At 66.0% G+C, this 14797-nt stretch carries 12 protein-coding genes; 7 read left to right on the top strand and 5 right to left on the bottom strand.

Annotated elements, in window-relative coordinates; all coding sequences use genetic code 11:
* Positions 1 to 15: 15 nt before the first annotated feature.
* Positions 16 to 978 carry a LysR family transcriptional regulator gene (locus PMI15_RS13960; RefSeq protein ID WP_007869974.1) on the bottom strand — a complete coding sequence of 321 codons (963 nt, stop codon included), beginning with the start codon at positions 976 to 978 and terminating at the stop codon, positions 16 to 18.
* Between the two features lie 163 nt (positions 979 to 1141).
* On the opposite strand from PMI15_RS13960, the gene PMI15_RS13965 reads away from it, so the two are divergent.
* From PMI15_RS13965 to PMI15_RS13990, 6 genes are all read left to right on the top strand, one after another.
* The gene (locus PMI15_RS13965) at positions 1142 to 2677 is read left to right on the top strand and encodes a CoA-acylating methylmalonate-semialdehyde dehydrogenase (protein ID WP_007869977.1); all 1536 of its coding nucleotides are present in this window, start codon (positions 1142 to 1144) and stop codon (positions 2675 to 2677) included.
* 236 nt (positions 2678 to 2913) lie between these two features.
* Positions 2914 to 4029 (top strand): Re/Si-specific NAD(P)(+) transhydrogenase subunit alpha, encoded by a 1116-nt coding sequence (locus PMI15_RS13970; protein WP_007869980.1) that lies wholly within the window; start codon positions 2914 to 2916, stop codon positions 4027 to 4029.
* 88 nt (positions 4030 to 4117) lie between these two features.
* Positions 4118 to 4444 carry an NAD(P) transhydrogenase subunit alpha gene (locus PMI15_RS13975; RefSeq protein WP_007869982.1) on the top strand — a complete coding sequence of 109 codons (327 nt, stop codon included), beginning with the start codon at positions 4118 to 4120 and terminating at the stop codon, positions 4442 to 4444.
* Positions 4441 to 5865: an NAD(P)(+) transhydrogenase (Re/Si-specific) subunit beta gene (locus PMI15_RS13980; RefSeq protein WP_007869983.1), complete on the top strand. Its 1425-nt coding sequence runs from the start codon at positions 4441 to 4443 to the stop codon at positions 5863 to 5865. Before PMI15_RS13975 ends, PMI15_RS13980 begins: the two co-directional genes overlap by 4 nt.
* A gap of 153 nt (positions 5866 to 6018) precedes the next feature.
* Positions 6019 to 7707, top strand: a complete 1689-nt coding sequence (locus PMI15_RS13985) for a long-chain-fatty-acid--CoA ligase (RefSeq protein WP_007869984.1) — start codon at positions 6019 to 6021, stop codon at positions 7705 to 7707.
* A 100-nt stretch (positions 7708 to 7807) separates the two neighbouring features.
* A complete protein-coding gene (locus PMI15_RS13990) occupies positions 7808 to 8575 on the top strand; it encodes a 5'-methylthioadenosine/adenosylhomocysteine nucleosidase (RefSeq protein WP_007869986.1) in 768 nt (255 codons plus the stop codon).
* Positions 8576 to 8591: 16 nt separating this feature from the next.
* Here the strand turns inward: PMI15_RS13990 and PMI15_RS13995 are convergent, their stop codons facing one another.
* On the bottom strand, positions 8592 to 9422 hold the full coding sequence (locus PMI15_RS13995) for a UPF0149 family protein (protein ID WP_007869989.1): 831 nt from the start codon (positions 9420 to 9422) through the stop codon (positions 8592 to 8594).
* Between the two features lie 95 nt (positions 9423 to 9517).
* Here PMI15_RS13995 and PMI15_RS14000 point away from each other — a divergent pair, with 95 nt between their 5' ends.
* The gene (locus PMI15_RS14000; protein WP_007869992.1) at positions 9518 to 11245 is read left to right on the top strand and encodes an FMN-binding glutamate synthase family protein; all 1728 of its coding nucleotides are present in this window, start codon (positions 9518 to 9520) and stop codon (positions 11243 to 11245) included.
* A gap of 26 nt (positions 11246 to 11271) precedes the next feature.
* Here the strand turns inward: PMI15_RS14000 and PMI15_RS14005 are convergent, their stop codons facing one another.
* The 3 genes from PMI15_RS14005 to PMI15_RS14015 are packed head-to-tail and all read right to left on the bottom strand — an operon-like array spanning position 11272 to position 14681.
* Positions 11272 to 11697 carry a putative toxin-antitoxin system toxin component, PIN family gene (locus PMI15_RS14005; protein ID WP_007869995.1) on the bottom strand — a complete coding sequence of 142 codons (426 nt, stop codon included), beginning with the start codon at positions 11695 to 11697 and terminating at the stop codon, positions 11272 to 11274.
* Positions 11694 to 13103 carry a class I SAM-dependent RNA methyltransferase gene (locus tag PMI15_RS14010; RefSeq protein WP_007869997.1) on the bottom strand — a complete coding sequence of 470 codons (1410 nt, stop codon included), beginning with the start codon at positions 13101 to 13103 and terminating at the stop codon, positions 11694 to 11696. The genes PMI15_RS14005 and PMI15_RS14010 overlap by 4 nt, the downstream gene beginning before the upstream one ends.
* A 42-nt stretch (positions 13104 to 13145) precedes the next feature.
* Positions 13146 to 14681 carry an RNA polymerase factor sigma-54 gene (locus tag PMI15_RS14015; RefSeq protein WP_007870000.1) on the bottom strand — a complete coding sequence of 512 codons (1536 nt, stop codon included), beginning with the start codon at positions 14679 to 14681 and terminating at the stop codon, positions 13146 to 13148.
* Between the last annotated feature and the right edge of the window lie 116 nt (positions 14682 to 14797).

The following is a 14797-nucleotide window of genomic DNA, read 5'->3' on the forward strand; positions in this document are numbered from 1 at the left end:
CCTCTGGCCGGATTGTCACGGCGCCGGGGCAGGCTGCGCGGCGCCGAAGCCGCGGGCAAAACTCTCGCGCAGGTGCTCGACAAAACACTGCACGGCCTTGGGCACCTGGGCCGACCAGGGCCTCAAGGCATAGATGCGCTCGCCGAAAAAGCCCTGCACCTGCCAGTCGGGCAGCACATGGACCAGGGGCGCTTGCCCGCCGCCGCCCGGGGGCACGCTGAAGTCCGGCAGCAGCCCTATGCCCAGGCCGGCCACCAGCGCCTCGCGCAGCACCTCGCTGTTGTTGGCCTTGAGCGTGCCGCTGATGCTGACGCCGACCTGCTCGCGCGACTTGCGCTTGCCGTTGCGCATAAAGGTCCAGCTGCCCGTGTTGTGGTTGCCCAGGTAGAGCAGGCAGTCATGGCCAGCGAGCTCCGAGGGCTGGGTAGGCACGCCGCGCCGCGCCAGGTAATCGGGGCTGGCCAGCAGGATGGAGCGCGTTTCGCACAGCACCCAGGCCACATGGGTATCGGGCGGCGTGTTGGTGTGGCGTATCGCCAGGTCGAAGCCCTCATTGGCCAGGTTCACAAAGCGGTCGGTCAGCTCGAGCTCGATGTGGATCTCGGGAAAGCGCTTGAGAAAGGCCGCCACGCAGGGCGCCAGGTGCTGGCGCCCCAGCGCCACCGGCGCCGTCACGCGTATCAGCCCGCGCGGCGTGCCCACCAGGTCTTTCACGGCCGAATAGCTTTCGCTGATGCGGGCAAAGGCCGGCTGCATGCCGTTGACCAGCTGCTGGCCGGCTTCGGTCAGACCCACCGAGCGCGTGGTGCGCCGTACCAGCATCACGCCGGCGGCGCGCTCCAGCTCGCTGATGCGCATGCTGGCCGAGGCCTTGGAGACGCCCAGGCGGCGCGCCGTCTCGGTGAAGCTGCGGGTGGCGGCCAGCACCGTCAGCAGGTGCAGGTCGGCGACAAGGGGGGAGAGCTGGTCGGAGGACATGGTGCGGGCGCCGGGTCGCCCCAGCCCTCGATTGTTCAGGAATATGAACAATGTAATCACAAATGAGGGAGTTATCAATCCGGCCCTGCAGGCCTAGACTGCCAGCAAGCCGCCCCTTTCGGGCTCCCCGCCGGCCGCCCGGCCACCTCCAGAGGATTTCCCCATGTCTTTGTCACCCGCCGCCACCGCTCCCCTGGCCACCATTGGCCACTACCTCAACGGCCGCGTCGCCGCACCGACCTCGGGCCGCAGCCAGGAAGTCTTCAACCCCGCGACCGGCGCGGTGTCGGGCCACGTCGCGCTGGCCAGCACGGCGGAGGTCGACGCGGCTGTCGCATCCGCGCAGGCGGCCTTCCCGGCCTGGGCCGACACGCCGCCGCTGCGCCGCGCGCGCGTGCTGTTCAAGTTCCTGGAGCTGCTCAACCAGAACAAGGACACGCTAGCCCACATGATCACCGCCGAGCACGGCAAGGTCTTCACCGACGCGCAGGGCGAGGTCTCGCGCGGCATTGACATCGTGGAATTCGCCTGCGGCATCCCGCAGCTGCTCAAGGGCGACTTCACCGACCAGGTCTCCACCGGCATCGACAACTGGACGCTGCGCCAGCCTCTGGGCGTGGTGGCCGGCATCACGCCTTTCAACTTCCCGGTGATGGTGCCGATGTGGATGTTCCCCGTGGCGATTGCCGCCGGCAACTGTTTTGTGCTCAAGCCCAGCCCGATAGACCCCAGCCCCAGCCTGTTCATGGCCGACCTGCTCAAGCAGGCGGGCCTGCCCGACGGCGTCTTCAACGTGGTGCAGGGCGACAAGGAGGCTGTCGACGCGCTGCTGGTGCACCCCGACGTCAAGGCCGTGTCCTTTGTCGGCTCCACGCCGATCGCCAACTACATCTATGAAACCGGCGCCCGCCATGGCAAGCGCGTGCAGGCCCTGGGCGGCGCGAAGAACCACATGGTGGTCATGCCCGACGCCGACCTCGAGCAGGCGGTGGACGCGCTGGTAGGCGCGGGCTACGGCTCGGCCGGCGAGCGCTGCATGGCGATTTCGGTGGCGGTGCTGGTCGGCAATGTGGCCGACAAGCTGGTGCCCATGCTGGAGGCGCGCGCCAAAACGCTGGTGGTCAAGAACGGCGTGGAGCTCGACGCCGAGATGGGCCCCATCGTCACCGCGGCCGCGCACCAGCGCATCACCGGCTATATCGACACCGGCGTGAAGGAAGGCGCGAAGCTGCTGGTCGACGGCCGCGGCTTCAAGGGCGCACAGGCCGGCGCCGGCTGCGACAAGGGCTTCTGGATGGGCGGCACGCTGTTCGACCACGTCACGCCCGGGATGCGCATCTACAAGGAAGAGATCTTCGGCCCGGTGCTGGGCTGCGTGCGCGTGAAGGATTTCGCCGAGGCGGTGGCGCTCATCAACGCGCATGAGTTCGGCAACGGCGTGAGCTGCTTCACCCGCGACGGCCATGTGGCGCGCGAATTCAGCCGCCGCATCCAGGTCGGCATGGTCGGCATTAACGTGCCCATCCCCGTGCCCATGGCCTGGCACGGCTTCGGCGGCTGGAAAAAGAGCCTCTTCGGCGACATGCACGCCTATGGCGAAGAGGGCGTGCGCTTCTATACCAAGCAGAAATCCATCATGCAGCGCTGGCCCGAAAGCATAGGCAAGGGCGCCGAGTTCGTGATGCCGACGGCCAAATAACACGGCGCACAGCGCGGCGTGGCAGCCCCTTCAGGCGCATGGCGTCCGAGGGGGCTATTTTTATGGGCGGCTGCGGAATGCGCAAAAACTATAGACTGCCGTGACAAAAAATCGCAAAAATCTCATGTAAGCTTCATGACAGGTACAAATACAGACACGCAGAAGACAGATCACGCACAAGCCCAGCCACGGGCTGATGTCCACCAAGCCCATACCAACGTACTGAGGAGAGACCCATGCTGATTGGGGTACCCGCCGAAATCACGGCCGGAGAAACACGCGTCGCCATCACGCCCGAGACGGCCAAAAAACTCAAGGCCCAGGGGCACACCATCCGTGTGCAGTCGGGCGCCGGCGTCGCCGCCAGCGTTCCCGACGAGGCCTACACGGCCGTCGGCGCCGAGATCACCGACGCGGCGGGCGCCTACGGCGCCGACATCGTGCTCAAGGTGCGTTGTCCGCTGGACAGCGAAATGGGGCTGGCCAAAGCCGGCGGTGTGCTGGTCGGCATGCTCAATCCTTTTGACGCCGCCGGCCTGCAGCGCCTGGCCGCCGGCAAGCTGACTTCTTTTGCCCTCGAAGCCGCGCCGCGCACCAGCCGCGCGCAAAGCATGGACGTGCTGTCCTCGCAGGCCAACATCGCCGGCTACAAGGCCGTGATGATGGCCGCCGACCGCTACCAGCGCTTTTTCCCCATGCTGATGACGGCGGCCGGCACGGTCAAGGCCGCACGCGTGGTGATCCTGGGCGTCGGCGTCGCCGGCCTGCAGGCCATCGCCACGGCCAAGCGCCTGGGCGCGGTCATCGAGGCCAGCGACGTGCGCCCCAGCGTGAAGGAACAGGTTGAATCGCTGGGCGCGAAATTCATCGATGTGCCCTATGAAACCGACGAAGAGCGCGAAGCCGCCGTCGGCGTGGGCGGTTATGCCAAGCCCATGCCGCCCAGCTGGCTGGAGCGGCAAAAGGCCGAGGTCGCCAAACGCGTGGCGCAGGCCGACGTGGTCATCACCACCGCGCTGATCCCGGGTCGCGCCGCGCCCGTGCTGGTCACCGAAGAGATGGTCAAGGCCATGAAGCCCGGCAGTGTGATCGTCGACCTGGCCGCGCCGCAGGGCGGCAACTGCCCGCTCACCGAAGCCGGCAAGACCGTGGTCAAGCATGGCGTGACCTTGATCGGCGAAACCAATGTGCCGGCGCTGGTCGCGGCCGACGCCAGCGCTCTCTATGCGCGCAACCTGCTCGACTTCCTCAAGCTCATCATCACCAAGGAAGGTGAGATCAAGGTCGACATGGAAGACGACATCGTCGCGGCCTGCCTGATGACGCAGGGCGGCGAGGTCAAGCGCAAGTAGCCGTCCCGAATCCACCGGCCCCCACAGGACCCCAGGACCCATCGTAAATAAGGCCGGCCCCTGGCCGGCAGCTCTCACGGAGAAGACCATGGATGCAGTGTCACCCACCCTCATCAACCTCATTATTTTTGTACTGGCCATCTATGTGGGCTACCACGTGGTGTGGACCGTCACGCCGGCCCTGCACACGCCGCTGATGGCGGTGACCAACGCGATTTCGGCCATCGTGATCGTGGGCGCCATGCTCGCGGCCGCACTGACTGAGACACCGCTGGGCAAGACCATGGGCGTGCTGGCCGTGGCGCTGGCGGCCGTCAACATCTTTGGCGGCTTTTTGGTGACGCGCCGCATGCTGGAGATGTTCCGCAAGAAAGAAAAGAAAGCCGCCGCGCCCGCTGAAGGAGCCGCCAAATGAGCATGAACCTCGTCACGCTGCTGTACCTGGTGGCTTCCGTTTGTTTTATTCAGGCGCTCAAGGGCCTGTCGCACCCCACCAGCTCTATTCGCGGCAACCTGTTCGGCATGGTGGGCATGGCCATCGCCGCGCTGACCACGGCCGCGCTGATTGTCGAAATCTCGGGCGGCAAGGCCCTGGGCATGGTCTATGTCCTGGTGGGCCTGGTGGTGGGCGGGGGCTATGGCGCCTGGCGCGCCAAGACGGTTGAAATGACCAAGATGCCCGAGCTGGTGGCTTTCTTCCACAGCATGATCGGTCTGGCCGCGGTCTTTATCGCCGTGGCCGCCGTGGCCGAGCCCTATGCCTTCGGCATCGCGGCCAAGGGCAGCGCCATCCCCACCGGCAACCGGCTGGAGCTGTTCCTGGGCGCGGCGATTGGCGCCATCACCTTCAGCGGCTCGGTGATCGCCTTCGGCAAGCTGTCGGGCACTTACAAGTTCCGCCTGTTCCAGGGCGCACCGGTGCAGTTCGCCGGCCAGCACAAGCTGAACCTGGTGCTGGGCCTGCTGACCATAGGCCTGGGGCTGGTGTTCATGTTCACCGGCAGCTGGCCAGCCTTTTTCGCGATGCTGGCGCTGAGCTTCGTGATGGGCGTGCTCATCATCATCCCGATCGGCGGCGCCGACATGCCGGTGGTGGTGTCCATGCTCAACAGCTACTCGGGCTGGGCGGCGGCCGGTATCGGTTTTTCGCTGAACAACTCCATGCTGATCATTGCCGGCTCGCTGGTCGGCTCCTCGGGTGCCATCCTCTCGTACATCATGTGCAAGGCGATGAACCGCTCCTTCTTCAATGTGATCCTGGGCGGCTTCGGCGGTGAGGCCGGCGGGGCCGCCGCTGGCGCCAAGGAGCAGCGCCCCGTCAAGTCGGGCTCGGCCGACGACGCGGCCTTCATCCTGGGCAATGCCGAAACCGTCATCATCGTGCCGGGTTACGGCCTGGCGGTGGCGCGCGCGCAGCACTCGGTCAAGGAGCTGGCGCAAAAGCTCATCGACAAGGGTGTCAACGTCAAGTACGCCATCCACCCGGTGGCCGGCCGCATGCCGGGCCACATGAACGTGCTGCTGGCCGAGGCCGAAGTGCCCTACGACCAGGTGCATGAAATGGAAGACATCAACGCCGAGTTCGGCCAGGCCGACGTGGCCATCATCCTGGGTGCCAACGACGTGGTAAACCCCGCGGCGCACGTCAAGGGCAGCCCCATCTACGGCATGCCCATCCTGGAGGCCTACAAGGCCAAGACGGTCATCGTCAACAAGCGCTCCATGGCGGCAGGCTATGCGGGCCTGGACAACGAACTCTTCTACATGGACAAAACCATGATGGTGTTCGGCGATGCCAAAAAGGTGATTGAAGACATGGGCAAGGCCATCGAATAAGCCTGTACCGCGGCCGGATGCCTCGGTGCCCATCCACTTTAGAGGGGCTCCCCTTCTGATTTCCCGGGTTTCCTAGGGAAAACGCAATAGCCACGAAGAGGGCAGGCCGTGAGAATCCATGGCTGTAAGCAAAACGTAATGGAGAAGACAAACATGAATGCAGCGACCATTGACCGCCCGTGGCTCAAGGCCTACCCGCCGGGCGTTCCCACCGACATCGACGCGTCGCAATACCCGTCGCTGGTGGCCTTGATGGAGGAAAGCTTCAAAAAGCACGGCAGCCGCGTCGCCTACAGCTTCATGGGCAAGGACGTCACCTTCGGCCAGACCGACAGCCTCTCGCTGGCCTTCGGCGCCTACCTGCAAAGCCTGGGCCTGGCCAAGGGCGACCGCATCGCCATCATGATGCCCAACGTGCCGCAATACCCGGTGGCCGTGGCGGCCATCCTGCGCGCCGGCTACGTCGTGGTCAACGTCAACCCGCTGTACACCCCGCGTGAACTCGAGCACCAGCTCAAGGATTCTGGCTCCAAGGCCATCGTCATCATCGAGAACTTCGCCAACACGCTGGAGCAGTGCATTGCCGCCACGCCGGTCAAGCACGTGGTGTTGTGCGCCATGGGCGACCAGCTCGGCATGCTCAAGGGCGCGCTGGTCAACTACGTGGTGCGCAACGTCAAAAAAATGGTGCCGGCCTTCAACCTGCCGGGCGCCGTGCGCTTCAACGACGCCGTGGCCCAGGGCACGCGCCTGACGCTTAAGCGCCCCGACATCAAGCCCGACGACGTGGCCGTGCTGCAATACACCGGCGGCACCACCGGCGTGTCCAAGGGCGCGGTGCTGCTGCACCGCAACGTGATCGCCAACGTGCTGCAGTCCGAGGCCTGGAACGGCCCGGCCATGGCCAGTATGCAGGCCGGCCACCAGCCCACCTATGTCTGCGCGCTGCCGCTGTACCATATCTTCGCCTTCACCGTGAACATGATGCTGGGCATGCGCACCGGCGGCAAGAACATCCTGATCCCCAATCCGCGCGATCTGCCCGCGGTGCTCAAGGAACTCTCCAAGCACAAGGTCAACAGCTTCCCGGCCGTCAACACGCTGTTCAACGGCCTGGCCAACCACCCGGACTTCAACACGGTGGATTGGTCGCACTTGAAGATTTCACTGGGCGGCGGCATGGCCGTGCAAAGCGCGGTGGCCAAGCTCTGGCTCGAGAAAACCGGCTGCCCCGTCTGCGAGGGCTACGGCCTGTCCGAGACCTCGCCCTCGGCCAGCTGCAACCCGACCAACAGCAAGGCCTTCACCGGCACCATAGGCGTGCCGATTCCCGGCACCTACTTCAAGCTGCTCGACGACGACGGCAACGAAGTGCCGCAGGGCCAGCCCGGCGAGATCGCCATCAAGGGCCCGCAGGTCATGGCCGGCTACTGGCAGCGCCCCGACGAAACCGCCAAGGTCATGACGCCGGACGGCTACTTCAAGTCAGGCGATATCGGCGTGCTCGATGAAAACGGCTTCTTCAGGATCGTCGACCGCAAGAAGGACATGATCCTGGTGAGCGGCTTCAACGTCTACCCGAACGAGATCGAAGACGTGGTGGCCAAGCTCGACGGCGTGATGGAATGCGCCTGCGTGGGCGTGGCCGACGAAAAGTCGGGCGAAGCCGTCAAGTTGGTGATCGTCAAGAAAAATCCGGACCTCACCGAAGCCCAGGTGCGCGAATACTGCAAGACCAACCTGACCGGCTACAAGCAGCCCAAGGTGGTGGAGTTCCGCACCGAGCTGCCCAAGACACCGGTCGGCAAAATTCTTCGCCGCGAGTTGCGGGATAAAAAATAACCCAACGGTAAAGCTGGTTTTTTTAGAGCCTGCAAAGGTTTTCTAGGGGCGGCGCAAGTCGCCCTTTTTTGCGTCCGTGCTTTGTGGGCACAATCCCTTCATGTCGATTTCCTCCACCTCCCCGACCCCCATCGCCATTCTCAGCGCCCTGCTGCAGGAGCAGCAAGGCCTGATGGAGTTGCTGCACCAGCCGCACAAGGTGACGCATGCCGGCCGCGACTTCTGGCTCGGCGAGCTGCACGGCCGGTCCGTGGTGCTGGCCCTCTCGAAAATCGGGAAAGTGGCGGCCGCCACCACGGCCACCGCGCTGATTGAACGCTTCGGCGTGCGCCGCATGGTGTTCACCGGCGTGGCCGGCGGCCTGGGCGCGGGCGTGAATGTGGGCGACGTCGTGGTGGCCAGCGAGTTTGTCCAGCACGACCTCGACGCCTCGCCTTTATTCCCACGTTATGAGGTGCCGCTGTACGGCCGCGCCCGATTTGAGGGCGACGCGGCCCTCACGGCCTTGCTGTTCAATGCGGCCTCAGCGGCGCTCGGTGACGGCGGCGCCAGCGCGGCCTTTCCGGTTGCGCGCGTGCACCGGGGCTTGATCGCCAGCGGCGACCGGTTCGTTTCAGGCGCCGGCGAGTCGCGCAGCCTGCATGCCACGTTGACGGGCGCGGGCCACCAGGTGCTCGCGGTGGAGATGGAGGGCGCGGCCGTGGCGCAGGTCTGCCTCGACTACGGTGTGCCCTTTGCGGCCGTGCGCACCATCTCGGACCGCGCGGACGACAGCGCGCATGTGGATTTTCCGCGCTTCATCGAGCAAGTGGCCAGTCGTTATGCCCACGCGATCGTGGAGAAGCTGCTGGTGTCGCTGGAGCCGTGAAAGCGGCGGGAGGCTCTCAGCCCGCGCCGTGGCACTTCTTGTATTTTTTCCCGCTGCCGCAGTAGCAGAGGTCGTTGCGCCCCGGCGTGGCCTGGGCGCGCACCGTCTCCACTTTCGGCCCCAGCGTCTTCCACAGCTCGCGCAGGTCGTACACCGCCCAGATGGCTTCGCCAAAAGCATTGAGCCGGGCGATGCTGGTGCTGGGCGCGCCGTCTTCGCTCAGCGGTGAGACTTCGGGCGCGGCCGTGTCGTCCTCGGTCATGGCCACCACCGCCTGCAGCGCGCCGTCCAGCCATTTGGCGGCGTCCTTGTCGCGCGGTGCCGTCCATTCGTCGGGCCAGCTTTCGACCGCGAACATAAAGCCCAGCGCCCAGACCTGGGCAAAGGCCGGCAGGTCCTCGCGCTTGAAGGCGGCGCGTTCCTCGGGCGCCATCTCGGCCACGGCGCCGCGTATGTCCATCACCTCGGGGTGGTAGCAATTGTCGTCTTCCAGTGAGTCGACTTCCGAGTCCAATGCGACAGCGACTTCCTGCCAGCGCCGGTTCCACAGCGTGAGGAAGCGCTCACGTTGGCCGTCGTCCGTGAAGGAGCCGCCTTCCGGGTCCGGTGCCTCGCCCTCGGCGGGCACGGCCAGCAGCACGGGCAGATATTCCGCGGCGGCGATGGGCCGGCGCGAGCAGATCACGGCGGCCATAAAACCTTCGCAAAACTCCCACTGCGGCGTCTCGTCGTAGCGAGTGCGCAAGTCGTCGAGGATGGCGTCGAGCGCGTCGAAGTCCTCGGCTTCGAGGAAAGCCTGCTCCGGCGTGGGCGTTGAAGGGGTAGCGGATTTGGGGGAGGGCTTCATGAAAAACAGTCCTGAGCCTCACGCGAGGCTCTTATGATGCAAAGTGTATCTGCCGCATCGCGGTTATTCTGCCCCTCCCCCACGGAAGCGCCACCATGTTTCTCCAGCGTCTGGATGCCCGGTTCCCGGTTCGTTACACCTTCATGGCCTTGTGCGCGCTGGGCGCGCTGCTGGCGCTGTTCAGCCTGGCGCTCTTCGGCGTGGGCCGGCTGACCCTGCTGGCCTTCCTGGGCTGTATCGCGCTGGTCGGGGTGGGCGTGCACGACCTGCGGCAAACCCGGCACGCGGTGCTGCGCAACTACCCGGTCATCGGCCATATGCGCTTTCTGTTCGAGTTCATACGGCCCGAGATGCGCCAGTACTTCATCGAAAGCGACAGCGAGGCCACGCCGTTTTCGCGCGCCCAGCGCTCGCTGGTCTACCAGCGCGCCAAGAGCGAACCCGACAACCGGCCCTTCGGCACGCAGCTGGACGTGGGCGCGCAGGGGTATGAATGGGTTAACCATTCGATGTCGCCGACCAAGCTGCCTTCGCACGACTTCCGGGTCTGGATAGGCGGCTCGCCCGAGCATCCCTCGCCCTCGGTCGAGCCCTGCACCCAGCCCTACCATGCCAGCGTCTTCAACATCTCGGCGCTGAGCTTCGGCTCGCTCTCGGCCAACGCCATCATGGCGCTCAACAAGGGCGCCAAGCTGGGCGGCTTCGCGCACGATACGGGCGAGGGCTCAATCTCGCAGCACCACCGGCTGCACGGCGGCGACCTGATCTGGGAAATCGGCTCGGGTTACTTCGGCTGCCGCAACGAGGACGGCAGCTTCAGCGAGGAGCGTTTCGCCGCCAACGCGCGCGACCCGCAGGTCAAGCTGATCGAACTCAAGATGAGCCAGGGCGCCAAACCCGGCCACGGCGGCATACTGCCCGGCCCCAAGGTCACCGCGGAGATCGCCGCGGCGCGCGGCGTGCCGCAAGGCAAGGATTGCATCTCGCCCTCCAGCCACAGCGCGTTTTCCACCCCGGTGGAGATGATGCATTTCATCGCCAGGCTGCGAAAGCTCTCGGGCGGCAAGCCCACCGGCTTCAAGTTCTGCATAGGCCACCCCTGGGAGTGGTTCGCCATCGTCAAGGCCATGCTGGAGACCGGCATCACGCCGGACTTCATCGTGGTGGACGGCGCCGAGGGCGGCACGGGCGCCGCGCCGGTGGAATTCACCGACCATGTGGGCGCGCCGCTGCAGGAAGGCCTGCTGCTGGTGCACAACACGCTGATCGGCGTGAACCTGCGCAGCCGCATCTCCATAGGGGCGGCCGGCAAGGTCGTCAGCGCCTTCGACATGGTGCGGCTGATGGCGCTGGGCGCCGACTGGTGCAACGCCGGGCGCGGCTTCATGATGGCGCTGGGCTGCATACAGGCCCAAAGCTGCCACACCGGCAAATGCCCGACCGGCGTCACCACGCAGGATCCGGTGCGCCAGCAGGCGCTGGTGGTGCCCGACAAGGCCGAGCGCGTGCGCAACTTCCACCGCAGCACGCTGCATGCGCTGCAGGAACTGGTGCAGGCCGCCGGCCTGTGCCACCCGCGCGAAGTCAACGCCCACCACATCGTGCGCCGCCTGACCGACACCGAGGTGCGGCTGCTCAGCAACCTGATCATGCGGGTGGAGCCCGGCGCGCTGCTCGGTTCGCTGGAAAAACAGAACACCGTGTTCAGCTACTACTGGCCGCTGGCCAGCGCGCACAGCTTTCGCGCCAACGGCGCCGCCATGCAGGCGCCGGCCGGGCCCGATGGCGCCATGGCCCCAGGCGCCGGCATCGCGGCGGCCTGAACAGTCCTGGCCGTGGCCGCTTGCCGCTAGGGCTGCATCGCGCTCCGCGCCTTGACGCCGAGGCTGACCAGCCGTCTGGCCATGGAAAGTACGGCTCTGTCCTTGCTCAACAGCAGCGCCTTGCCGGCCACCGCCAGGTCTATGAATTTCTGGTCGTCGCCGTCGCTGCAGGTCACAGATGCCTTCGCGGCCACCTCCATCAAGTGTGCATGCCGGTCAAAGGCCGCAAGCACGTCGTCGGCGCTCAATTGGTAAAACGCCAGGCGTGGTGCGATCTGCGGATAAGCCAGCACGCGCGCGAGCTCATCGCGCATGGGCTCGGTGGCCAGCCAGTCGAGCTCGCCGGCTTCCAGCGCCTGCTTCAGCGGCTGCGCGGCCGCATCGTTGAAGACAAACAGGTCAAGGACGATGTTGGTGTCCAGCACCACGGGCTGGCGCGCCGCCGCGGTCACGGCGCCGGCTCGCGCGCCGCGGACCCCGGCTTGCCGCGCGCCGAGCCGGCCACCATGTCGAAGCGAAACAGCCGGCATTCAATCGGGCCGTTCCACATGGGCACGCGGCGCGATTCCTTCAGTCGCATCTTGCCGGGCAGCTTGAGGTCGGGCGTGAGCACGTGGGCCGTCCAGCCCGCGTAATTTTTCTTCCAGTGCGCTGCCAGCTGCGGAAAGAAGTCGGCGGCTTCTTCGCCCCAGGCGTTTTGCGCCTGTTCGCGGCCCGGGTTGGCCGAGCGGTCGCGCGAGGTCTCGAAGGCGGGCTCTTCGCGCGTGTCGCCGCTGTCGGGGTTCAGGGGCTGGCCGAATTCGTCGATGGGCTGGTTGCGGTGGTCGTGCTGCACGCGCCCTTCGGCATGTCCTTGCTGGCGGCGCTGGTCGCGGCCCTGCACGCCGGTGATGCCGGCCACACCGGCTACGTCGATGCGCTCGCCATAGGGCGGGTTCACCAGCATCACGCCCGAAGGCGCGGGCGGCATGCGCTGCAGCGCGTCGCCGCCACGGAACTCCACCGCGTTGGCCACGCCGGCGCGCTCGGCATTGCGTTCGGCGAAGTCGACCATGCGAAAGGACACGTCGCTGCCGAACACCGGCGCCGTCGGTTCGGTGATGGCGGCCTCGGCCTGGCCCAGCAGGCCGTCCCACACATGGCCCTGGAAGGGCAAATACTTCTGGAAGGCGAAGCGCCGGTTGATGCCGGGCGCGATGTTGCAGGCGATCTGCGCCGCCTCGATGGCGATGGTGCCCGAGCCGCAGCAGGGGTCGTAGAGCGGCACGCCGGTTTTGCACAGCAGGTCCCAGCCGCTGGCGGCGATCATCGCGGCGGCCAGGGTTTCCTTCAGCGGCGCGTCGCCCTTGTCCTCGCGCCAGCCGCGCTTGAAGAGGGGCTCGCCCGAGGTGTCGATGTAAATCGTGACGGTGTCCGTCGTCAGGTGCACGTAGACACGCACGTCGGGCCAGCGCGTGTCGACGCTGGGCCGCACGTCGTCGAACTTCGCGCGAAAACGGTCGGCGATCGCGTCCTTGATCTTCAGCGCCGCGAAGTTCAGGCTGGTCAGCGGGCTGTGCTGGGCGGTGATCTCGACCTTGAAGGTCTGTTTGGGCGTGAACCAGATCTCCCAGGCCACGTTGGCGGCGGCGTTGTAGAGATCCTGTTCGCCGCGGTACTGGTTGTGCTGCAGCTCGATCAGCACACGCTGCGCCAGGCGGCTGTGCAGGTTGAGCTGCAAGGCGTCGCGCCAGGAAGCCTGCAGCTGCACGCCGGCGCGCCAGGCCTTGCCCTGGATGCCGGTGATGCGCTGCACTTCGCTGGCCAGCAGGGCCTCGACGCCGGCGGCGCACGGTAAAAAGAGTTGGAGTTGGTTCATGACTGACTGTGAGGGACGGGGCAGCGCTGCCTGATCGAGCGGCTAGAGAGACTTGCGCAAGTTTGCAGGGGCGATGCGCAGGGCTTCGCGGTACTTGGCCACGGTGCGGCGCGCGCATTCAATGCCCTGCTCCTTGAGCATTTCGGAAATCTGGTTGTCGCTCAGCGGTTTTTTCGCGCTTTCGGACGAGACGAACTGCTTGATCAGCGCGCGCACCGCCGTGCTGGAGGCGTTGCCGCCGGTTTCGGTGCCCAGCGCGGAGCCGAAGAAATACTTCAGTTCAAAGGTGCCGAAGGGCGTGCCCATGTACTTGGCGGTGGTCACGCGCGAAATTGTGGATTCATGCAGGCCCAGTTCGTCGGCGATTTCGCGCAGCACCAGCGGGCGCATCGCGAGCTCGCCGTGCGTGAAGAAACTCTTTTGCCGCTCGACGATGGCGCTGCTCACGCGCAGTATGGTGTCAAAGCGCTGCTGGATGTTCTTGATGAACCAACGCGCCTCCTGCAGGCGTTGCTGCAGCGCCTGGCCGTCCTGGCCCTTGTGCTGCTTGAGGGCGTTGGCGTAGATGTCGTGCACGCGCAGGCGCGGCATCACGTCGCCATTGAGAGTGACCTTGAAGCCCCGGCCCGACTTCACGACGATGACGTCGGGCACGATCAGGTTGCGCTCCACATTGACGAAGCGGCGCCCGGGTTTGGGATCGAGCCGGCCTATCACCGCGATCGCGCCCTTGATGGCGGCTTCGGTGAATCCGCACAGGTAGGACAGGCGCTTCACGTCGCGTTTGGCCAGCAGCTCCATGGGATGCTTGCACACGGCGATGGCGGCGCGGGTTTCCTCGCAGTCCTTGCAGTCGAGCAACTGCAGGCTCAGGCATTCGGCCAGGTTGCGCGCGCCCACGCCGGCCGGCTCCATGTGGTGCAGCAGCTTGAGCGCCATGGCAAAACGCTGCTCGAGGTCCTCGGCCTGTTCCATGTCGCCGCCGGCCAGGCCGGCCGCGAGCGAGGCCAGGCTGTCCTCAAGGTAACCGTCGTCGTTGAGCGACTCGATCAGGAAATGCAGGGCCGCGCGGTCTTCCTCCGAGAGGCGCAGGCCCAGCGACTGGCGGTGCAAGTGGTCTTGCAGGGACTCATGGCCGCCCGTGAGGTCCGAGGCCTCGGCCTCGCTTTCCTCGTTGTTGTTCTTGCGCGCCGGCGCGTCGCTGCCCCATTCGCTGTCGTCGGGCGCGGTTTCCACCGTGCCGTCGCCTTCCCAGCTTTCCTCGAGCTTGGGTTCCGCGCTGACCTCGGCTTCGCCGGCCGCTGAAATGCCCGCGTCTTCCGCGCCGCCGGCGATCGACTCCGCCGCGGATTCAAACTCGCGGCTGTCCTGGCTGACCGGCGTGTTGACATGCTCCAGGCCGAACTCTTCGCGCACCGCGGTTTCGTCCGACACCTCGAGAAACGGGTTTTCGTCGAGCATCTGCTCGACTTCCTGGCTCAGCTCGAGCGTGGACAGCTGCAGCAGCCGTATCGACTGCTGCAGCTGGGGCGTCAGCGCGAGATGCTGCGAGACGCGTAATGACAGGCCTTGCTTCACGACAGTTCCAGGCGCCCGCGATCAGACACAGTGAGCGAGCCGCAAGCATGGGCCGCGGAACCGGCTTTGCCGGGCCGCAGGCGCAGCCCCCTGAGGGGGGAGGGGGCTACACGAAG

Origin of the sequence: Polaromonas sp. CF318, from assembly GCF_000282655.1 — a bacterium.
GTDB lineage: Bacteria > Pseudomonadota > Gammaproteobacteria > Burkholderiales > Burkholderiaceae_C > Polaromonas.